The sequence below is a fragment of the Mangrovimonas xylaniphaga genome, assembly GCF_001280435.1.
GTDB lineage: Bacteria > Bacteroidota > Bacteroidia > Flavobacteriales > Flavobacteriaceae > Mangrovimonas_A > Mangrovimonas_A xylaniphaga.
Window position 1 is genome coordinate 15280 of record NZ_LBIP01000019.1, and the last position, 22751, is coordinate 38030.

Annotated in this window: 14 protein-coding genes; all 14 read left to right on the plus strand. The window is 39.2% G+C overall.

The window, feature by feature from the left end:
- Positions 1-26 precede the first annotated feature (26 nt).
- A complete protein-coding gene (locus ZA06_RS13950) occupies positions 27-1097 on the plus strand; it encodes a cytochrome c oxidase subunit II (RefSeq protein WP_053978112.1) in 1071 nt (356 codons plus the stop codon).
- A 24-nt stretch (positions 1098-1121) separates the two neighbouring features.
- Positions 1122-2912, plus strand: a complete 1791-nt coding sequence (locus tag ZA06_RS13955; protein WP_053978113.1) for a cytochrome c oxidase subunit I — start codon at positions 1122-1124, stop codon at positions 2910-2912.
- Between the two features lie 76 nt (positions 2913-2988).
- Positions 2989-4011 carry a Holliday junction branch migration DNA helicase RuvB gene (gene ruvB / locus ZA06_RS13960; RefSeq protein ID WP_053978114.1) on the plus strand — a complete coding sequence of 341 codons (1023 nt, stop codon included), beginning with the start codon at positions 2989-2991 and terminating at the stop codon, positions 4009-4011.
- Positions 4012-4041: 30 nt separating this feature from the next.
- Positions 4042-5376, plus strand: coding sequence for a cytochrome P450 (locus ZA06_RS13965; protein WP_053978115.1), 1335 nt, complete (start codon positions 4042-4044; stop codon positions 5374-5376).
- 205 nt (positions 5377-5581) lie between these two features.
- Entirely contained in the window at positions 5582-6673 is a 1092-nt protein-coding gene (locus ZA06_RS13970; RefSeq protein ID WP_053978116.1) for a ScyD/ScyE family protein, read from the plus strand.
- 93 nt (positions 6674-6766) lie between these two features.
- Positions 6767-7690, plus strand: a complete 924-nt coding sequence (gene queG / locus ZA06_RS13975; RefSeq protein ID WP_053978117.1) for a tRNA epoxyqueuosine(34) reductase QueG — start codon at positions 6767-6769, stop codon at positions 7688-7690.
- 53 nt (positions 7691-7743) lie between these two features.
- Complete coding sequence (locus tag ZA06_RS13980) at positions 7744-10047, plus strand: NADP-dependent malic enzyme (RefSeq protein ID WP_053978118.1); 2304 nt, start codon at positions 7744-7746, stop codon at positions 10045-10047.
- Positions 10048-10104: 57 nt separating this feature from the next.
- On the plus strand, positions 10105-10686 hold the full coding sequence (gene ruvA, locus ZA06_RS13985) for a Holliday junction branch migration protein RuvA (RefSeq protein ID WP_053978119.1): 582 nt from the start codon (positions 10105-10107) through the stop codon (positions 10684-10686).
- Between the two features lie 7 nt (positions 10687-10693).
- Complete coding sequence (sov, locus tag ZA06_RS13990; protein ID WP_053978120.1) at positions 10694-17974, plus strand: T9SS outer membrane translocon Sov/SprA; 7281 nt, start codon at positions 10694-10696, stop codon at positions 17972-17974.
- A gap of 97 nt (positions 17975-18071) precedes the next feature.
- Positions 18072-18452: a glycine cleavage system protein GcvH gene (gcvH, locus tag ZA06_RS13995; RefSeq protein WP_053978121.1), complete on the plus strand. Its 381-nt coding sequence runs from the start codon at positions 18072-18074 to the stop codon at positions 18450-18452.
- Between the two features lie 73 nt (positions 18453-18525).
- Positions 18526-18807 (plus strand): VanZ family protein, encoded by a 282-nt coding sequence (locus tag ZA06_RS14000; RefSeq protein WP_053978122.1) that lies wholly within the window; start codon positions 18526-18528, stop codon positions 18805-18807.
- 62 nt (positions 18808-18869) lie between these two features.
- Complete coding sequence (locus tag ZA06_RS14005; RefSeq protein ID WP_053978123.1) at positions 18870-19595, plus strand: energy transducer TonB; 726 nt, start codon at positions 18870-18872, stop codon at positions 19593-19595.
- 266 nt (positions 19596-19861) lie between these two features.
- Entirely contained in the window at positions 19862-20503 is a 642-nt protein-coding gene (locus tag ZA06_RS14010; protein WP_205625714.1) for an energy transducer TonB, read from the plus strand.
- A 111-nt stretch (positions 20504-20614) separates the two neighbouring features.
- Positions 20615-22726, plus strand: coding sequence for an energy transducer TonB (locus tag ZA06_RS14015; RefSeq protein ID WP_053978125.1), 2112 nt, complete (start codon positions 20615-20617; stop codon positions 22724-22726).
- Positions 22727-22751 lie beyond the last annotated feature (25 nt).

The following is a 22751-nucleotide window of genomic DNA, read 5'->3' on the forward strand; positions in this document are numbered from 1 at the left end:
TAACTAAATAAAGAAGAGAAACGACAATGACTGCTTTTTTAACAATTATAATAGTACTATTTATAGCTATTGCAATTTGGCAAATGGTGAAGATATTTGATTTGGCCCAAGTGGGTGCTTCAAATTCTCAAATTGCCGATGATAAGGACAACAAACTTAATGGCTATTTAATGATAGGTTTCTTAGTCTTCATTTATGTTATAACGATCGTGAGTATCGTTAAATGGGGAGACTTACCATTATTGTCCAATTCTGCCTCAGAACACGGACCACAAATCGATAACTTAATGACCATTTCATTGGTAATTATCTTTATCGTACAAACCATTACTCAGTTCTTATTACACTACTTTGCCTTTAAATACAAAGGTGAAAAAGGAAGAAAGGCTTTATTCTATGCAGATAACAACAAATTGGAAGCTATCTGGACTATTATTCCAGTAATTACTTTAGCAGGTTTGATTATCTACGGTTTGTTCACTTGGACAAGCATTATGAATGTAGATGAAGATGCCGATCCTTTAGTAGTTGAATTGTATGCACAACAGTTTAACTGGAAAGCACGTTACGCTGGTCAAGACAATGTATTGGGTATGGCTAACGTAAGATTGATTGATAACGACCGTGCCAACATCCTTGGTTTGGACGAAGCAGATCCAAATGCTCAAGACGATGTGATCACTACAGAATTGCACTTACCGGTTGGAAAACCTGTATTGTTTAAAATGCGTTCTCAGGATGTATTGCACTCTGCCTACATGCCACACTTTAGAGCACAAATGAACTGTGTTCCTGGTATGATTACTCAGTTTGCATTCACTCCAACGATCACGACTGCTGAAATGCGTCAAAACCCAGATATCGTTGATAAAGTGAAAAACATCAACGACATTAGAACAGAGAAAAGTAAAGAGTTAGTTGCTGGTGGCGATGAAGCTTTAGATCCTTATGAATTTGATTATTTGCTATTGTGTAACAAGATTTGTGGAAAATCTCACTACAATATGCAAATGAAGATCATTGTGGAAACACAAGAGGAATATGATGCTTGGATTAAGGAACAAGCAACTTTTAAGAATACTATAACAGCTAACTAAAAAAGATTAAAACGATATAAGATTATGTCAGCACACGCAGATACTCACGCTCACGACGATCACGGGCATCATCATAAAGAGACTTTCGTAACTAAGTACATCTTTAGTATGGACCATAAGATGATTGCCAAGCAGTACTTGATTACAGGTACTATCATGGGAATTATCGGAATTGTTATGTCGCTTATGTTCCGTATGCAAATTGCATGGCCGGAAGAACCTAATGTTCTTTTTGAAGCATTATTAGGAAAATGGGCACCTAACGGTGTTATGGATGCCGATATTTATTTGGCTTTGGTTACTATTCACGGAACCATCATGGTATTCTTTGTATTAACTGCTGGTTTGAGTGGTACGTTCAGTAACTTGTTAATTCCATTGCAAATTGGAGCAAGAGATATGGCCTCAGGATTCCTTAACATGGTATCTTACTGGTTGTTCTTCTTGTCAAGTGTTATCATGGTATTGTCTTTGTTTGTTGAAGCTGGTCCAGCTGCAGCAGGATGGACTATCTACCCGCCACTTTCTGCATTGCCAATGGCACAAGGAGGTTCTGGAGCAGGTATGACACTTTGGTTGGTAGCTATGGCTATTTTCATCGCTTCTTCTTTGTTAGGGTCTTTGAACTATGTTGTAACTGTTATCAACTTGCGTACAAAAGGAATGTCTATGACACGTCTACCGTTGACTATTTGGGCTTTCTTTGTAACTGCTATCATCGGTATTATTTCATTCCCGGTATTATTATCTGCAGCTTTGTTATTGATCATGGATAGAAGTTTTGGAACATCATTCTTCTTATCTGATATCTTTATCCAAGGTGAAGTATTGCATTACCAAGGAGGTTCTCCAGTATTGTTCGAGCACTTGTTCTGGTTCTTAGGTCACCCTGAGGTATACATCGTATTGTTACCTGCATTGGGGATTACTTCAGAAATTATCTCTACCAACTCACGTAAGCCTATCTTTGGTTACCGTGCCATGGTAGTGTCAATTTTGGCAATTGCATTCTTATCAACCATCGTATGGGGTCACCACATGTTCGTATCAGGTATGAACCCATTCTTAGGGTCGGTATTTACCTTTACAACATTATTGATTGCAATTCCATCGGCTGTAAAGGCATTCAACTATATCACGACACTTTGGAAGGGTAACTTACAAATGAACCCTGCTATGTTGTTTTCTATTGGTTTGGTATCTACGTTCATTACTGGAGGTCTTACCGGAATCATCTTAGGGGATAGTGCTTTGGATATTAACGTTCACGATACATATTTCGTAGTGGCTCACTTCCACTTGGTAATGGGAATCTCTGCATTGTATGGTATGTTTGCTGGTATCTACCACTGGTATCCAAAAATGTTTGGACGCATGATGAACAAAAACTTGGGTTATATCCATTTCTGGATTACTGCTATCTGTGCTTATGGAGTATTCTTCCCAATGCACTTTATCGGAATGGCAGGTTTACCAAGACGTTACTATACGAACTCTAACTTCCCATTGTTTGACGATTTAGCAAACGTAAACGTAGTAATTACTGTGTTTGCTTTAATTGGTGGAGCGTTCCAGTTGGTATTCTTGTACAACTTCTTTAGTAGCATGTTCTTTGGTAAGAAAGCTGAACAAAACCCATGGAAATCCAACACCCTTGAATGGACTACTCCAGTAGAGCACGTTCACGGAAACTGGCCAGGTGAAATTCCTCACGTACACCGTTGGGCATACGATTACAGTAAGCCAGGTCACGAGGCGGATTTCGTACCTCAAAACGTTCCATTAATGGACGGAGAAGAAGAATTACAACACTAAGAGAATTCATTTCTTATAAATCATATCAAGCCTTTCTGAGTTTTCAGAAAGGCTTTTTGTTTATCTTTGCTTTTATATGAATGACAATTTAAACCCCTCCAATGAACACTTTTCCCCAGAGGAAATGGATGTTGAAAAGGCCTTGCGCCCCCTGTCCTTTGATGACTTTACAGGGCAGGATCAAGTGTTGGAAAACCTCAAGATTTTTGTAAAGGCAGCCAACCTTAGAGGTGATGCTTTAGACCATACCTTGTTTCATGGCCCTCCGGGTCTTGGTAAAACGACCTTGGCCCATATTTTAGCCAATGAACTTGGGGTAAGTATCAAGGTGACTTCTGGTCCCGTTTTGGACAAGCCTGGCGATCTTGCCGGTTTGTTGACCAACTTAGATGAGAGGGATGTATTGTTTATTGATGAAATCCACCGTTTAAGTCCTATTGTGGAAGAGTATCTGTACTCGGCCATGGAGGATTATAAAATTGATATCATGATAGAATCTGGCCCTAATGCCAGAACCGTTCAAATTAACTTAAATCCATTTACACTTATAGGTGCCACTACAAGATCTGGATTGTTGACATCGCCTATGCGTGCCCGTTTTGGTATTAGCAGTAGACTTCAATATTATTCTACGGAATTGTTATCTACCATTGTTGAACGTAGTGCCAATATCTTAAATGTGCCAATTTCTATGGAAGCGGCTATAGAGATTGCAGGTAGGAGTAGAGGAACACCTCGTATTGCCAACGCATTGCTGCGTAGGGTACGTGATTTTGCGCAAATAAAGGGAAATGGTAGGATTGATATAGAAATTGCCAAATTTAGCTTAAAAGCGCTTAATGTGGATGCCCACGGACTCGATGAAATGGATAATAAGATCTTGACCACCATTATCGATAAGTTTAAAGGTGGTCCTGTTGGAATTACCACTTTGGCAACGGCAGTAAGTGAAAGTGGAGAAACCATTGAAGAGGTCTATGAACCGTTTTTGATTCAGCAAGGCTTTATCATTCGAACCCCAAGAGGGAGGGAAGTGACTGAATTGGCCTATAAACATCTTGGGAGAGTTAAAGGGGGTATTCAAGGGGGATTATTTTAAAAGATTTTACATTTCCTCAAATTGATTTTCATGACTAAGTACACATATCCCAATAAGGTTTCTTTTTTAAATTTTGTGCTGAAGTCATCTGAAATTGCCAAGAACCCAATTCCATTCCATAAGGAAATGTTTAAGGCTAGTGGAGAATCGTTTAGCATCAAAACGCCTTTCAATTCACCAATTATCTTGACCAAAGATGCAAAGATTGCGAAGCATATTCTGCAGAAGCAACACAAGCTGTATGAGAAATCAAAACTGCAAACCCAGTTTCTTTCGAAATATGTGGGGTATGGACTACTGACTTCTACGGGAAGTTATTGGCTAAAGCAACGACGGTTGATCCAACCGGCATTTCATAAGGATAAATTGAAACAGTTGGTGGCCATTATTGATAGAACCATCGATGAGCAGGTAAACAGTTTTCCAATAGATAGAATGGAAGCTCTATATCCGTTAATGAATACCTTGGCTTTTGAAGTGGTTGCCAAATCACTTTTTAATTTTTCTGCCGATCAAAATACCCTAAACCGACTTCAGTTTATCATTGCCGAACTTCAAAACTTCATTGTTAAGGAAATACGCCAACCCCACAAACGTTTGTGGTATCACTTAAAAGGGGATATGAAATATCACCAGAAGTTGGTTAAAGAGAGTAGGGAGATTATTGAAAATATAATTGTCCAACGAAGAGCGTCAAAGGAACAGCATGATGACTTGTTAGACATGCTGTTGAAGGCAGAATATGAAGATGGTTCACACATGAGTAACAACCAACTCATTGATGAAATTTTGATTTTGTTTGTGGCAGGCCATGAAACTACAGCCAATGCCTTGACCTTTACGTTGTTTTTATTGGCTACAAATCCTAAGGAGCTAGCAAGGGCAAAAGCCAATTCATTGCCTATCACGGATGCTACCCAAGCTTTTGATGTTCTGCCAAAACTTATATACATCAAACAATGTATTGAAGAGAGCATGCGTTTATACCCATCAGCTTGGATTACCGATAGGGTAGCTTTGGAAGATGATACTTTAGGAGAATTTCATATCAAAAAAGGAACCTTGCTAGGCGTTTCTATCTATGAAATGCACCGAAACCCAATGTATTGGGATACTCCAGAAGTGTTCAATCCAGATAGGTTTTCAGAGGAAAATAGAAAATCAACAGCTTTTGCATATATGCCTTTTGGCACTGGCCCTCGTTTGTGTATTGGGAACAATTTTGCCATGTTTGAAATGATACTGGCCATTAATGCCATTCTTCAAAAATTTGACATTTCCACAAACAAATCCAAGGTGAAAATCAATCCGCTCATCACTTTAAAACCGGTGGATGTTGAAATGGCGTTTTATCCTAATCTTTAAGAAGCTTAAGCACGAAGCCATACTATATTAAGGATTGTTGATTTTCAAGTAAATGATTGAAAATTACAAGTTGTTGGAGGATTTATGATAGTCGGTTCTGAACTTTATACGTAATTTTAGTAATTCATTTTTAATTTTTTAAATACTCTCTAAAGCCACTTGGTACTGATTGATAGCAATAAGTATAACTTTAAAACGTATCATTATGTTAACCAAATGCCTTTCACTAAAAGCTCCAGTTTATTTTTTTAAGAACCCTATCCTCTCTGTAACCAAGCTTATTTCTTTTTTGGTGCTACTTGGATTGCTGTTTTCGTGCAGTTCCAATGAACTAACAGATGAGGAAACTGAATCGGTTTTGTCTGCTTCATCTTCAAAAGCGGCCTCCAGTCCAGGGACTCCCCAAATGATGTATGAGGGAATTGTTGGTGGTGCAGGAAGTGCCATTGGACCTGGTGGAGATTTATTCGTAACTGAAACCCTTACGGGAGAAATCTCTCGATTTAATTTAAAAACTTGGGAGAAAACAACATTTGCCAGTGGCTTCCCAACGATGATACCTGCCGTTGGTATAGGAGGTGCCATGGACATTGCCTTTATTGGAGGAACAGGCTACGTGATAGTGTCTTTAGTTGGACCTTTTTTCGGGACTCCCGATGTGGTTGGAATTTATAGAATCGATGGCCCAAATAGCTTTACAGTGATTGCGGATCTCGGAGCATTTTCCGAAGCAAATCCACCAAACACAAGCTACTTTTTACCGATGGGCGTGCAATATGCCATAGAAACTTACAAAGGAGGTTTTTTGGTAACCGATGGGCATCACAATCGGGTATTGCATGTCACCACTTCAGGAGAGATTACAGAAATGCGAGCCTTTCCTAATATTGTTCCTACAGGCTTGGCAGTTTCTGGCAACAAAATTTATATGGCAGAGACTGGCCCAGTGCCTCATTATCCAGAAGATGGCAAGGTGGTTTATTTTACGGAAAATTCCACTTATGCACCGCCGGTAGCTTCAGGAGCTTCTATGTTGGTGGATGTAGAGTTTGGTCTTGGCCAAAGTCTGTTTGCGCTTTCCCAAGGGACATGGAATGGTCTTGGAGAAGGATCCGAAGCTTTTGAAAATACGGGAGCTTTGGTTAAGGCCAATCAAGATGGAACGTTTAGCGAAATAGCCACAGGTTTAGATAGACCAACATCTCTCGAAATTGTAAAAAATACAGCTTACGTTGTAACTCGGGATGGAGAAATTTGGTCTGTTGAGGATATTGCAAGTGGACCTTATGGTAACTAGAATGAGTTAATACAGATAGACTTTTAAATAATAAATGATATTGCCGACTTAGGTCGGCTTTATTGTTTAGTTTTTTCGCTGTACATTGGCCAAATGAAACCCCTACAATCCTATACAAAAAGTGTTAAAGACGAAGCAAAACGACTTGGTTTTTTGTCCTGTGGCATCAGTAGGGCTGGGTTTTTGGAAGACGAAGCTCCTCGATTGGAACAATGGCTTAACAGTAACATGCATGGTGAAATGCGTTATATGGAAAACCATTTCGATAAGCGCTTGGATCCTACAAAGCTGGTTGAAGGAAGTAAAAGTGTCATTTCCTTACTGTTGAATTATTTCCCCGAAAAAACACAGGAAGATACCTCCTTTAAGTTATCCAAATATGCTTACGGAACCGATTATCATTTTGTCATCAAGGATAAATTAAAACAATTACTTGAGTTTATAAATGAAGAGATTGGCGAAGTCAATGGACGTGCTTTTGTAGATTCTGCTCCTGTTCTCGATAAGGCTTGGGCCGCCAAATCTGGTTTGGGATGGATTGGAAAAAATAGCAATCTCCTCACCAAACAAGTAGGATCCTTCTATTTTGTTGCAGAACTGATTGTAGACCTTGAGTTGGAATATGACGCGCCAACAACCGATCATTGTGGAAGTTGTACCGCTTGTATCGATGCCTGTCCTACGGAAGCCATTGTCAATCCCTACGTGGTAGATGGCAGTAAATGCATTTCCTACTTCACTATTGAACTGAAAGACAATATTCCTACAGAATTCAAAGGGAAATTTGACCATTGGATGTTTGGCTGCGACGTGTGCCAAGACGTCTGTCCCTGGAACCGATTTTCAAAACCTCACAGTGAGCCGCTTTTCAATCCTCATCCAGATTTGCTCTCCATGACCAAAAAAGATTGGGAGGAAATCACCGAAGAAACCTTCAACAAAGTCTTTAAAAAGTCTGCAGTTAAGCGTACTAAGTTGACTGGATTAAAAAGAAATATTCAGTTTCTAAAAGATTAGAGTTTCATCTACAGGATTATTACATTTGTAATTCATATTAATCCAAATTTTATATGAGTAAACAAAGCAAACGCCGTGAGGCTTTGGTGTATCATGCCAAGCCAACTCCTGGAAAAATTCAAGTAGTTCCTACAAAAAAATACGCCAGTCAAAGAGATTTGTCCTTGGCCTATTCCCCTGGAGTAGCGGAACCATGTTTAGAGATCGCTAAAAAAACAGATAACGTTTATAAATATACCGCCAAAGGAAATTTGGTAGCTGTAATTTCCAACGGAACAGCCGTTTTGGGACTAGGTAATATTGGCCCAGAAGCTTCCAAACCCGTGATGGAAGGTAAAGGATTGTTGTTTAAAATATTTGCAGATATCGATGTGTTCGATATTGAGGTAAACACTGAAAATATTGACGAATTTATCCAAACGGTAAAAAACATAGCGCCTACTTTTGGAGGTATCAACCTTGAAGATATCAAAGCGCCAGAAGCTTTTGAAATAGAGCGTCGCCTAAAGGAAGAGTTGGATATTCCGGTGATGCACGATGACCAGCATGGAACGGCTATTATTTCTGCAGCAGCATTAATCAATGCTTTGGAACTGGCAGAGAAAAAAATAGAAGAAGTTAAAATTGTAATCAGTGGGGCTGGAGCAGCTGCTATTTCCTGTTCTAGATTGTATCAGGCTTGTGGAGCCAAACTTGAAAACATGGTGATGTTGGACAGTAAAGGTGTAATTAGAAAGGATCGTACAAATTTAACTCCTGAAAAGGCCGAATTCGCGACACATAGAGCCATTGATACCCTTGACGAAGCTATGGTAGATGCCGATGTATTTATTGGGCTTTCTACTGCCGATATTGTTTCGCCAGAGATGTTGAAATCAATGTCAAGCGATCCTATTGTGTTTGCGATGGCCAATCCAGATCCTGAAATTGCTTATGATTTGGCCATTGATACAAGAGACGATATTATCATGGCCACAGGACGTAGTGACCATCCTAACCAAGTAAACAATGTGCTTGGGTTTCCATTTATTTTTAGGGGAGCTTTGGATGTGCGTGCTACAAAAATAAACGAAGAAATGAAAATGGCTGCCGTAGTGGCTTTGGCAAAATTGGCCAAAGAACCGGTACCAGAACAAGTAAATATAGCCTATGGTGAAACTCGTTTGGCTTTTGGTAGGGAATATATTATTCCAAAGCCATTCGATCCAAGATTAATTGCAGAAGTACCGCCAGCTGTAGCAAAAGCTGCTATGGATAGTGGTGTTGCCAAAGAACCTATTATCGATTGGGATAAATATAAAGAATCACTAATGGAGCGTTTAGGTTCGGATAATAAAGTGGTTCGATTATTGTTGAATCGCGCCAAAATGAATCCGAAGCGTGTGGTATTTGCAGAGGCAGATCAATTGGATGTGTTGAAAGCAGCACAAATTGCCCACGAAGAAGGGATTGCCTTTCCAATACTTTTAGGGCGTAGGGAAGAGATTGAAAAGCTAAAGCTAGAGATCGATTTTGATGCTGACGTGCCAATCATCGATCCAAAGTCGGATGAGGAGTTAGGTCGCCTAAATAAATATGCCGAGGTCTATTGGCAACAGCGCAAACGCAGAGGGGTGACTTTGTATTCTGCACAAAAAGTAATGCGCGAACGCAATTATTTTGCGGCAATGATGGTAAACGAAGGCGATGCCGATGCCCTTATTTCTGGGTATTCACGTAGTTATCCTTCGGTTGTTAAGCCTATGCTGGAACTTATTGGTATGGCCAAAGGCGCTACCCGCGTTGCTACAACCAACTTAATGATGACACGCCGTGGCCCAATGTTTTTGAGTGATACCGCAATCAATATGGATCCGTCTTCAAAAGATTTGGCGAAGATTGCCCAAATGACGGCTAAAATTGTGAAAATGTTTGGAATGGAGCCAGTCATGGCCATGATTTCCTATGCCAACTTTGGTTCCTCCAAAAATGAACGTACCACTAAAGTAAGAGATGCCGTAGAGTATCTTCATAAATATTACCCAGATTTAATTGTTGACGGAGAATTGCAAACAGACTTTGCTCTGAACAGTGAAATGTTGCAGGATATATTTCCGTTTTCAAAATTGGCTGGTAAAAAGGTAAATACACTTATTTTTCCGAATCTTGAAGCGGCCAATATCACCTATAAACTTTTGAAGGAGCTTAACCAAGCAGATTCCATTGGGCCTATCATGATGGGGATGCGCAAACCAGTGCACATTTTGCAATTGGAGGCCAGTGTGGATGAGATTGTAAACATGACGGCCATAGCAGTTATCGATGCCCAGCAAAAAGAAAAAAGGGAGCAGGAACTCAAGGCGTCAGAAGAAAAGTAACCTCCTCTCATTGTAAATAATTTTATTACATTTGAGAGGTTTAAATGAGGCTATTTAATGATTACACATATTCAGGGGAAACTTGTTGAAAAGAATCCAACCGATGTCACCATAGATTGTAATGGAGTGGGCTACCTACTCCATATTTCTTTACATACCTATTCGAAAATTCCAGATCAAGAAAATTTGAAGTTATATACCCATTTACAGGTAAGGGAAGATGCCCATACCCTTTATGGGTTTTCTTCTATTTCTGAAAGAGAGATTTTTCGTTTGTTGATCTCTGTAAGCGGGATTGGGGCCAATACGGCAAGGACGATGTTATCTTCCTTAACCCCAAAACAAGTTAGGGAGGGAATCGCTACTGGAGATGTGGCCTTGATACAGTCTATAAAGGGAATTGGAGCCAAAACAGCACAACGAGTTATTTTGGACTTGAAAGATAAAATTTTGAAAGTCTATGATATTGATGAACTTTCGGCGCCTCAAAGCAATACCAACAAGGATGAAGCGTTATCAGCATTAGAAGTTCTAGGATTTAATAAGAAGCAGGCTGAAAAGGTGGTAGACAAGATCATTTCAGACCAACCAGATGCGAGTGTGGAAAGCCTTATCAAGGAAGCTTTAAAAAAATTATAATAGAGATTTGAGTACAAATAACCCGATTTATACTATTTCAACCCGATCATACCTGCTTTTTAGTATCGTAATGCTCTTTAGCCTTTTCGGTTTCGCGCAGGAACCAGAAGAACAAGATACAACCAAAACAGGTTTTTCCATGGGAAGGATGACACTTCCCAATCCCAATAGCATTGTTTCAAAATATACTTATGACCCTGTAACAGACCGTTACATTTACACTGAAAAAGTGGGGAAATTCAACATTAATTACCCCATTATATTAACGCCTGCAGAATATTATAAATTGGTCTTGCAGGAACAGCAAAAGGGATATTACAAACAGAAAATTGATGCGGCAGAAGGTAAAAAAGAGGGGAGTGAAGAAGAACAAAAAAATCTCTTGCCAGAATTTTATGTGAATTCCGGCTTTTTTGAATCGGTGTTTGGAGGAAATACTATTGAAGTAGTGCCTCAAGGATCGGTAGAAATGGATTTGGGGGTACTCTACACAAAGCAGGACAACCCAACGTTTTCTCCAAGGAACAGAAGCAACTTTACTTTTGATTTTGACCAAAGGATTAGTTTGAGTTTATTGGGAAAAGTAGGGACAAGACTTCAGGTAACCGCCAATTATGATACCGAATCTACCTTTGATTTCCAGAACTTGATAAAATTGGAATACACGCCTACCGAAGATGATATCATCAGAAAAATTGAGGTGGGTAATGTGAGCATGCCTTTAAATAGTTCCTTGATTACGGGAGCGCAGAGTTTATTTGGGGTAAAAACCGAATTACAATTTGGAAAAACTACCGTAACCGCTGTATTCTCTGAGCAAAAATCACAATCGCAGTCCGTAGTGGCACAAGGTGGAGGTACTTTGGAAGAATTTGAATTCTTTGCAAGGGACTATGATGAAAATCGCCACTTCTTCTTGTCTCAATATTTTAGGGAACACTACGATGAGGCCTTAAATAGATATCCATACATCAACAACAATATTCAAATTACCAGGATTGAAGTTTGGGTAACCAACAGAAGCAATCAAACGGATAATGTTAGAAATATTGTGGCCTTCCAAGATTTGGGAGAATCCGATATTATTGGGCTTGCTACCCCACCAGCTGGATTTGTGAATGTGCCTGGAGGAGCATATCCAGATAACGGAAACAACGATTTCGACCCTTTAAATATTGGAGGTGCGGGGTCACAGTTAACCGATGCGGTAAGGGATATCACCACGGTTGAACAAGGTATTTTAACACCTGCGAATGAAGGTTTCGATTTTGGTAAATTGGAAAATGCCAAGAAGCTTCAGCAGGGGTCTGACTATATTTTGAATACACAATTGGGGTACATTTCCTTAAACCAAAGATTGCTGAACGATGAAGTGTTAGCAGTCGCTTTCCAATATACGGTTGGAAACCAGGTCTACCAAGTTGGTGAATTTGCCAATGATGGCGTGGAAGCTACAGAAGTTAGTCAAGATTCAGGATCTGAAAATCAAATTGTTAGTAATAAGGGGCTTGTTTTAAAAATGCTTAAGAGTGCCGTTACCAATGTGGAGCAGCCTGTTTGGGACTTGATGATGAAAAACATCTACGATACTGGAGCATATCAATTGAGTCAGGAAGATTTTAAACTGAACATTTTTTACACGGAAGCTTCTCCTGTCAACTACATTTTACCGGTGGACGGAACTACTTTTCCGCCATTCCATAACAACACGACAGATCCAACAGACGATACAGCAATAAGTGAAACCCCTTTAATTAGGTTATTCCACTTAGACCGATTGAATTACAATAATGATCCACAACTTGATGGGGATGGGTTCTTCGATTTTGTGCCAGGGCTAACCGTATTGACACAAAATGGAAAAATCATCTTCACCAAAGTGGAGCCTTTTGGACGTTACCTGTTTGATGTCTTGGATGATGACAACAACCCTAACAACAACGATGCAGATTACGAACAGGATACGTATACTAACCCCAACCAGGAGAAATATGTATACGACATTCTCTATAAGCAAACCAAAACGGCGGCCTTGGACGAGTCTGAAAAGAACAAGTTCCAACTTAAAGGACGATTTAAATCTTCTGGAGGGGATGGTATTCCATTAGGGGCTTTTAATGTACCAAGAGGTTCGGTAGTGGTAACTGCCGGGGGACGTGTGTTGGTTGAAGGAATTGACTATACGGTGAACTACCAATTGGGGCGTGTTCAAATTTTGGATGAGGCTTTAAAGGCATCTAATACGCCTATCAATGTATCTGTTGAAAACAATGCCGTTTTTGGGCAACAGACAAGACGCTTTGCAGGGGTGAATGTGGAGCATCAATTCAATGAGAATTTTGTGTTGGGAGGAACTTTCTTGAATTTAAGTGAGCGTCCAATTACCCAAAAGGCCAACTATAATTCGGAGCCAATCAACAATACTATTTTAGGATTGAATGGGAACTATTCTACCGAAGTGCCATTTTTGACTAGGATGGTTAACAAGTTGCCAAACATTGATACGGATGTGCCATCCAATATGTCGGTAAGGGGAGAGTTTGCTTATTTATTGCCTGGAGCCCCAAAGGGAACCGATTTCAATAACGAAGCGACTTCCTATGTTGACGATTTTGAAGGAACACAAGGTGCCATCGATTTATTGTCGCCGTTGACATGGTACCTGTCGAGTAGACCTGTTGGACTAGGACGCAATTATCCCGGATTTGGTGGAGAAGACGACAATGGGCTACAAAATGGTTTTGACCGTGCCTTTTTGAACTGGTATACCATTGACCCTATTTTCTATAGTACGCAGAGACCTACCGGAATTAACGATGACGATATTTCTAACCTTTATACGAGAAGGGTATTTATAGATGAAGTATTCCCTCAAGTAGATTTGGTGCAAGGGCAAAGTACGGTAATCTACACCTTGGATTTGGCTTACTATCCTTCGGAGCGTGGACCATACAACTTTGAAGCTTCTGCTGCCGATGGTGAATTGGACAATCCAATTAATTCTTGGGCGGGGATTACTAGACAGATTACTTCAACCGATTTTGAGCAGGCGAACGTAGAATACATTGAATTCTGGGTTCAGGATCCATTCTTGGACAACCCATCAAACCCAGGAGGAACTTTAAGTATCAACCTTGGGAATATTTCTGAGGACATTCTTAAGGATGGTAAAAAGCAATTTGAGAATGGATTGCCAGAAGATGGGAATATTGACTTTCTTCAGAACAACTTGTCTGTTGACAAGCCTTACGTAGTGCCGCAGAACCAATCTTTGATTTACACATTTGCCACAACAGGTCAGGAGCGTACCAACCAAGATGTTGGGTATGACGGTTACGACGATATTGAAGAAGCCCAAATGTTGAGTGAGTTGGGTGTAGCTGGAAACTTTGGGGAAGACCCTGCGAAGGATAACTATACTTACTTCCTAAATACGGAAGGAGATATTTTTGAGCGCTATAAAAAGTATAATGGTACCGAAGGAAATTCACCTGAAACGTTTACTGATACAAATAGAGGTTCAACTACTCAGCCAGATGTAGAGGACATCAACAGAGATAATACCATGAACACGATCAATAGTTATTTTGAGTATAACATTGATATTAAGCCTTCCACTTTAAACGAGAACAACGAAAAAATCAACGATATCAAAACCCGAGAAGTAACCTTGCCTAACGGTGAAACCAGAGAAGTGGTTTGGTATCAATTTAGAATTCCTATCAACGCGTCTGATAGAGTTGCCGTAGGGGGAATTACCGATATTAGATCGGTGCGTTTTGCCCGTATGTATTTAAAGGAATTTACCCAACCAACGGTATTACGTTTCGCAACTTTGGATTTGGTACGTAGCGATTGGCGTCGTTTTACTGGAGATTTGGATAATGACCCTACCAATGAAAGCCCGAACTTAGAATTCAGTACAGGTGTTGTTGGACTTCAAGAGAATGAAGGGAATTATGTGTTGCCTCCTGGTGTGGAATTGGAAGAGTTGAACAACAACAATAATATCGTTCGTCAAAATGAGCAATCTCTAGTTGTAAAGACTTGTCAATTGGAAGCTACAGATTCCAAAGGGGTATTCAAAAACATTAATATAGACATGCGTCAGTATAAAAAACTGAGAATGTTTATGCATGCTGAAAATGGGGAGTCTGGTACCTTGAATGATAACGATTTGGTCGGATTTATTAGAATGGGTAACGATTTCACGGATAACTTCTATCAAATTGAAGTACCATTGCAGGTGTCTTCTGGAGGAATTTCTGCAACTGCAGTGTGGCCAGAGGAAAACGAAATCAACTTGCCATTGGAGCTATTGCAACAAATCAAGTCTAAAGGAATTTTTGACGGAACTTTAAGTAATGACGATCCAACATTCTATGATGTTATTGATGGTTCGGTGAGTGAAAACCCAGTATCTGAATTTTCAGAATATACATCTGGACAACAGCGTATCGCCATTAAAGGTAACCCTAATTTCGGAGACATTAGAGTGTTGATGGTAGGTTTAAAAAATATTACATCTGCCCAAACAGGAGGTTCAGGTTATGATGTGTGTGGAGAGGTTTGGTTTAATGAATTACGTCTATCCGATTTACATAATGAAGGTGGTTGGGCTGCCGTGGTAGGCGTGGATGGTAACGTGGCAGATTTTGCCAATGTGAGTGCTACAGGTAGACAAAGTACCTCTGGTTTTGGTTCGGTAGAGCAAAGACCAAATGAAAGAAGTAGGGAAGATGTTCAGCAGTACAATGTAGTGACCAATGTAAATCTTGGACAATTGTTACCTAAGAAATGGGGTATTCAAGTGCCGTTCAACTATGGGCAGGAAGAGGAATTGATTACACCAAAATACGATCAGTATTATAATGACCTTACTTTGGAATCACGATTGGATGCGGCCACTTCAGAAGAAGAGAAAAAACAGATAAGAGAACAATCTGAAGATTACACAAGACGTAAGAGCATTAATTTTATTGGTGTGAAAAAGCAAAGGGCAGCCGAGGCAAAACCGCATGTGTACGATCCAGAGAACTTGACTTTCAACTATTCTTATAATAAAGTTGAACACCGCGACTTTGAGATTGAGAATTCCTTAGATCAAAGAGTAAGGGCAGGGGTGAACTACAATTATAATTTTACACCTAAGAAGGTGGAGCCTTTCAAGAAGAATGATTCCTTGTTTACTGGAAGATATTGGAAGATTCTTAAGGATTTCAACTTAAATGTGATGCCTACAAGTTTCTCTGTAAATACAGATATCATTCGCCAGTTCAACAAACAAAAATTTAGGGAAGTTGAACTTACTGGAAACAATATTGGCATTGATGAGCTTTACCGAAGAAACTATACCTTCGATTTTCAGTATGCCTTAAATTATGCTGTGACCGATAATTTGAGTTTCAATTTTAATGCTTCCAATAACAATATTGTTAGGAATTACTTTATCGATGATCAAATCAACGGAAGGCAAGATCCAACTTTAAATGTTTGGGATGGCTTCTTTGAATTGGGAGATCCAAACATTCAGAACCAACAGTTCCAGTTGAACTATGAAATTCCGTTGAACAAAATTCCAACTTTAAGTTTCTTAAATGCGACATATTCCTATACTGGAGATTTCCAATGGCAAAAAGGATCGGATTTGAATACCAATTTTGAGTATACCGATGAAGATGGCGTGACCAGCTATTACGATTTGGGGAACTCTATCCAAAATGCCAATACCCATGCTATCAATTCTTCGCTTAATATGGAGAAGCTTTATAGCTACTTAGGTTTGGTGAAGAAAAAATCTAGGCGTACAACTAGACAGCCGCAAACTAGAGATAAGGATGGTAAGCGTGTGGTAAATGGTGCCGATGCCCGTAACCAGTCCAACAAGAAGCAAAGTAAAGTAGTAGGTGCTGCCGTGGATGTATTGACCATGGTGAAAAGAGTTCAGATAAATTATTCTGAAAATAATGGAACCTATTTGCCGGGATATACAAGAACACCTGGCTTTATAGGGACCACCAAGCCTACTTTTGGATATACTTTTGGAAGCCAAAGAGACATTAGGGATATGGCGGCTAGAAATGGTTGGTTAACCGTATTCCCTAATTTCAACCAACAGTATACCGAATTGACTAATCAAACTTTGGATTATTCTGCCAATGTAGAATTGATTCCAGATTTAAAGATTGATATCACTGGGGGGAGATTGTATTCTGAAAACATGACCGAGAACTTTAGGGTTGAAGATATGGATGCCGATGGAGAATTGGATTATAACTCCTTAATCCAAAATTCCTATGGAAACTTCAACATTACAACCTCACTTATTAAAACTGCCTTTAGTACCAGTGATGAAACTCAGTCGGATGCCTTTAACGACTTTAGAGCAAACCGTATGGTGATTGCCCACAGATTGGCGCAGGAGTTTTATGGTAACAATACGTACGAATTGGATGCAGAAGGCTATCCATTAGGTTTTGGTAAGAACAGTCAGGCAGTATTATTGCCAGCCTTTGTGTCTGCCTACACAGGATCCAATCCAGATAATGTAAAACTATCGGCATTTAGGGATTTTCCAATTCCAAACTGGCAGTTGAAGTATACCGGGTTTATGAAGATGAAGTGGTTCAAGAAGAACTTCAAACGTTTCTCAATTACCCATGGCTACCGTTCCAGTTATACAATTAACCAGTTCCGCACCAATCTAGATTATGTGGCTGCCGATCCAACTTTGGATTATGATAGTCAGGATCCAGATGTGTTCAATCAGTCTGGCAACTTTAAGAGCAGAACCTTATATAGTAACATCAATTTGGAAGAGCAGTTCAGTCCGCTTGTGCGTATTGATTTTGAAATGAAGAATTCGGTGAAGATTCTTGGAGAAATTAAGAAAGACAGAATCCTATCATTAAGTTTCGACAATAACTTGATGACCGAAATCCAAGGGAAGGAATATATTGTGGGACTAGGTTACCGCTTTAAGGATGTGCGTATCCGCTCCAAACTTGCAGGTCCGCAGCAAATCATTAAGAGTGATTTGAACATGTCCTTGGATGTGTCGGTAAGGGACAACAAGACTATTATAAGGTATTTGGATTTGGACAATAATCAAGTGACCTCTGGACAAACTTTGTGGGGGGTAAAGTATAAGGCCGATTATGCCTTCAGTAAATACTTAACAGGAATTTTCTATTTTGATTATTCGTTCTCAGACTACGCGATTTCAACAGCCTTCCCACAAACAACCATTAGGTCTGGGATCACGCTGAGGTATAATTTCGGAAATTAATCCAACGAAGCCGCTTTCTATTGAAAAAAATCAGAGAAAATTAGGTGATTCAGGTTTTAAAAAATTATTTTTGTGCCAATTAATTATTACACACAAAATGAATATACCGGCAGATTTAAAGTACACTAAAGACCACGAATGGGTCAAAGTAGAAGGCGATGTTGTAACTGTAGGAATTACAGATTTCGCGCAAGGCGAATTGGGAGATATTGTTTACGTAGAAGTTGAGACATTGGACGAAACTTTGGAGGCAGAAGAAGTTTTTGGAACTGTAGAAGCCGTTAAAACTGTATCTGATTTGTTTTTGCCAGTATCTGGTGAAATCATCGAATTTAACGAAGCCTTGGAAGACGCTCCTGAGTTGGTAAACAGCGATCCTTATGGAGAAGGATGGATGATCAAGGTAAAATGTTCAGACCTTTCGCAATTGGAAGGATTGATGACTGCTGACGATTATAAAGCGCTCATCGGTGCCTAAGCCCATTGCGTTAATACTACTGCTTGCTTATGTGGTAGCATTAACTTCTTTGAGCCTGGTAAACATTCACAAAATGCCAAGTCTGGGCTCATCCTTTGATGATAAGTTGTATCACCTTGGAGCGTATACCGTTTTTATGTTGTTGGGGTTTAATTTTTTTAGGCAAACCCAAGTGAAACATAAAATTTTGATTTCAGGGACAATAATTGTGCTTTATGGCATTATTATTGAGGTATTACAACAAACATTGTCAACTACAAGAACCTTAGATGCCTACGATATGTTGGCCAATTTTATAGGGGTTGTAGTGGGCACAATCATCATAAAGCTTATGGTGAACCTTAAGTTAAATTAAAATAATCGCTTGCTTTTTTAACTATTAATTGGTTATTTTAGCATTCTTAAATGTTTTAAGATATGGAACCGAAAAAAACTACCAAGGCCGACGTAGGCAGAAATAGCTCGATTTATTTCGCAGTGGGCTTGGCTTTAATGTTGTTGCTAACCAATTTGGCAATTAACTACAAAACGTACGACAAGGCTGCAATTGACATAGGTCAGTTGACCATGGACGAGGAATTGGAGGAAGAAATCCCAATTACCGATCAGCTTAAAACACCACCGCCACCACCGCCGCCACCACCAGCAGCTCCTGAAATTATTGAGGTTGTAGAGGATGAAGTGGAAGTTGAGGAAACCGTAATCGAATCTTCTGAGACTAGTCAGGAAGAAGAAATTGTAGAAGTTGAAGAGGTAGTTGTGGAAGAAGTAGAAGAGGATATCGAGGTTCCTTTTGCTGTTATTGAAAACGTACCAGTTTTCCCTGGATGTGAAAAAGAAAAGGGGAACAATGCTAAAAAAGCATGTATGTCTGAAAAAATCAGCCAATTTGTAAATAAGAAATTCAACACAGATTTGGCTAGTGAACTTGGTCTTTCAGGAAGACAGCGTATCAACGTAATTTTCAAGATAGACAAAAATGGAGAGATAACCAATATTATGGCGAGAGCACCACACCCAGGTTTGGAAAAAGAAGCAAAACGTGTTATTGGCATGCTTCCTAAAATGAAACCAGGTATGCAAAGAGGTAAAGCGGTAACAGTACCGTATTCGTTACCAATCTTGTTCCAAGTTCAGGATTAAGAAGAGAAATTTCATAATTTTAAAAATCCCGTCTAAGTTTTAGGCGGGATTTTTGTTTTTGGTATGTTTCTTGTGTTTTGGCATAATATTAACATCTTAAATTCAATATTATGAAAAATCTTAACAAAGAACGTTGTAATGCTGGGTAGAGCATTACAACCGTGACAAAATCACAAAAGCATGAGGTAAATTTACAAAAAAACTCTACCTTATATTTTCAGATTGGGTTAATTCTATGCCTTTTCGGAGTGTATGGTCTTTTTGAAATGGAATTTGAAACCAAGATTCCAGAGTATGAAAAGGCTATGGTTGATGAGGAGACTCCGATTGAATTCGTGATGCATGAATTTAAAATTTATCAAGAACCTGTGCCACAAAAAGACGGGAAACTAAAAGTAAAATCTAAATTGATTACAGAACCTCCAATAATAGTTGATGATTCAACTGTTAATCTTCCGGTTCAAAATGTTATAACTTCAGATCAGAATGTAAGTGATAAGATTGTTGATCCAGGAGCTATTGATGTAGTTAAGATTGATAAGGATATTCCTGTTCTTTTTGATTTTATTGAAGATGTTCCAGTATACCCTGGATGTGAAAAAGCTAAAGGAAATGATGCTCGAAAAAAATGTATGTCAAATAAAATTGTCAATTTGGTAAAAAGAAAGTTTTCACCAGATATCGCATGGGAATTAGGGGTTCACGGTATACAAAAGATTTATGTGGAATTTAAGATTGGTAAAACTGGAGAGGTTAAAGATGTCAGGGCTAGATCCCCTCATACAGAGTTGGAGCATGAGGCCAAAAGAGTGATTAATAAAATACCTGTAATGACTCCTGGAATGCAGCGAAACAAGCCTGTAGATGTTCTATATTCTTTACCCATTATATTTGAGGTTAGAAATTAAATTGTTGTTGTTTTGTTTGTTCAGCCGTTACTCTTTGTTGGGTAACGGTTTTTTAATGGGCTTTTTTTGAAAAAGTAGTATATTTCGGCCATCAAAGGCCGACCGAATTTTATGAAACACATCACTCTATGTTTTTTTATGTTTTTCTGTGTATATGGATTTTCCCAAAATACAGAAAGCTATCAAAAATCCCCTGTTTTTCCTGGATGTGAAACCGAATCCATAGACAATCTTAAAGTTTGTTTTAATAATAAAATCAACCAATATATCTTCGATAATTTTCAAGTTCCGGAAATAGTACAGGAAGAGAACTATCAAGGGGACATTAAAATTTTATTTGAAGTGGATGCTAAAGGGGTTTTCAAAGTATTGTATGTAGATGCTGTGTACGAAAGTTTAGAGGCAGAAGTGAAACGTGTATTTGGAGAACTTCCAAAAATTGCTCCTGGGACTTACAATGGCAATCCAACCTATTTTCAATATTCCATATCGGTAAAAATTCCTTTGGTCAATCCTCAGGAAATTTCTAATGAGGCTTATGCCTCGGCAGAAACGGTACATAGCATCACTGATTTAAATGAAACCGTTTCCAAAGAATATGATAGTATCAATAATGACATTGTACCGTACGAAAAGTTGGAATACAGCAGTCAGTTAAACATCCCTTTTACCCATACCTATTATGCGCGTTTTGATGGTCAAATGAATGTGTTGGGAACTAACAGCCATACCGCAGCTAAGCCTTTTGTGTATGCTGAGGTGGCGCCTTATTATGATTTTAAGGCTGAAAAGGAATCCTTGGTCAAAGGAAGTGATGGTTGGTGGGGTAGAAAACTTTGGGATGAGCATTTGGTTCAGGTGCAGGGAAAGGATTATTGGTTTGTCATCGATCCAATTTTTGATTTGCAAGTTGGAAAGGATACTGAGGCCGATTTCAGTTCAACCTATAACAATACACGTGGATTGATTGTGCAAGGAGGTTTAGGGAAGACTTTAAACTTTTCAACTTCAGTTTATGAAAGTCAAGGGAGGTTTGCACAATATTTTAATGATTATGCCGAAAGCTTAAAGGCTTTTGGGCCTGATCCCGCTATTGTTCCGGCTAGGGGTATTGGAAAAGCTTTTAAGGATAGAGGCTATGATTACCCTGTGGCCGAAGCATACTTGTCCTATGCGCCTGCAAAGTTTATTAATGTACAGTTTGGGCACGGAAAGAATTTTATAGGAGATGGGTATCGCTCCCTTTTCCAAAGTGATGTGGCGAGTCCGCATACCTTTTTTAAACTGAACACCAAATTTTGGAAAATAAAGTATACCAATACTTGGATGTGGTTAAAAGATGTGCGTCCTGAGATTATTGAGGATAAGTCTTTTTTGACGAAATACATGGCCAACCATTATTTGAGTTGGAATGTGTCCAAACGATTGAACCTTGGTTTTTTTGAATCGGTGTTGTGGACCGATACCAACGGACGTGGATTTGATATCAATTATCTAAACCCAATTATCTTTTTTAGGGCGCTTGAATTCGAATCTGGTCAAGGAGCGGGGAATGCTATTGTAGGGGCTTCGGCAAAATATAAATGGAACAATAAGGTGAATCTTTACAGCCAGTTTATTTTGGACGAATTCTCCTTGGGAGACGTTAAGGGTGGAAACAAAAGTTGGAAAAACAAGTTCGGATATCAAATAGGGATGAAATATTTCAACGCTTTCAAAGTAGATAATTTGTTACTGCAGTTGGAGTATAATAGAGTAAGGCCTTATACCTATTCGCACAACACCATTGTGTTGAACTACGGACATAACAACCAATCGATGGCCCACCTTTGGGGAGCCAATTTTAGTGAGCTTGTCATCATAGGTCGTTATAACTACAGACGTTGGTTTGCCGATGCGAAATTCATTATTGGAAAACGCGGGTTTGATTACAATACCGAGGAAGACAGTTTTAGCTACGGAGGCGATATATATCGTAATTACAATGAGCGTTCATTTGATACAGGTGTGGAAGTAGGGCAGGGGATTACAACCAATAGTTTCAATGCTGAATTGCAAACAGGATACATTATCAATCCAGTGAGTAATTTGAAGTTGTTCACCAATATTAGTTTTAGAAACTTCAATCCAGAAACCAATTCGGCAGCCTTGGCCAATAGGGATACCTTTTGGTTTAGCTTAGGTGTGAGAACAGATTTGTTCAATTGGTATTATGATTTCTAAAATAAAATTGCTGTCCTAAAACCTT

Coding starts and splice junctions, on each gene's coding strand:
- ZA06_RS14000 (WP_053978122.1), top strand. CDS start 18,526: ATGCCAAGTCTGGGCTCATCCTTTGATGATAAGTTGTATCACCTTGGA.
- queG (WP_053978117.1), top strand. CDS start 6,767: ATGAAACCCCTACAATCCTATACAAAAAGTGTTAAAGACGAAGCAAAA.
- ruvA (WP_053978119.1), top strand. CDS start 10,105: ATGATTACACATATTCAGGGGAAACTTGTTGAAAAGAATCCAACCGAT.
- gcvH (WP_053978121.1), top strand. CDS start 18,072: ATGAATATACCGGCAGATTTAAAGTACACTAAAGACCACGAATGGGTC.
- ZA06_RS13980 (WP_053978118.1), top strand. CDS start 7,744: ATGAGTAAACAAAGCAAACGCCGTGAGGCTTTGGTGTATCATGCCAAG.
- ZA06_RS14010 (WP_205625714.1), top strand. CDS start 19,862: ATGGAATTTGAAACCAAGATTCCAGAGTATGAAAAGGCTATGGTTGAT.
- ZA06_RS14015 (WP_053978125.1), top strand. CDS start 20,615: ATGAAACACATCACTCTATGTTTTTTTATGTTTTTCTGTGTATATGGA.
- ZA06_RS13970 (WP_053978116.1), top strand. CDS start 5,582: ATGTTAACCAAATGCCTTTCACTAAAAGCTCCAGTTTATTTTTTTAAG.
- ZA06_RS13955 (WP_053978113.1), top strand. CDS start 1,122: ATGTCAGCACACGCAGATACTCACGCTCACGACGATCACGGGCATCAT.
- ruvB (WP_053978114.1), top strand. CDS start 2,989: ATGAATGACAATTTAAACCCCTCCAATGAACACTTTTCCCCAGAGGAA.
- ZA06_RS14005 (WP_053978123.1), top strand. CDS start 18,870: ATGGAACCGAAAAAAACTACCAAGGCCGACGTAGGCAGAAATAGCTCG.
- ZA06_RS13950 (WP_053978112.1), top strand. CDS start 27: ATGACTGCTTTTTTAACAATTATAATAGTACTATTTATAGCTATTGCA.
- ZA06_RS13965 (WP_053978115.1), top strand. CDS start 4,042: ATGACTAAGTACACATATCCCAATAAGGTTTCTTTTTTAAATTTTGTG.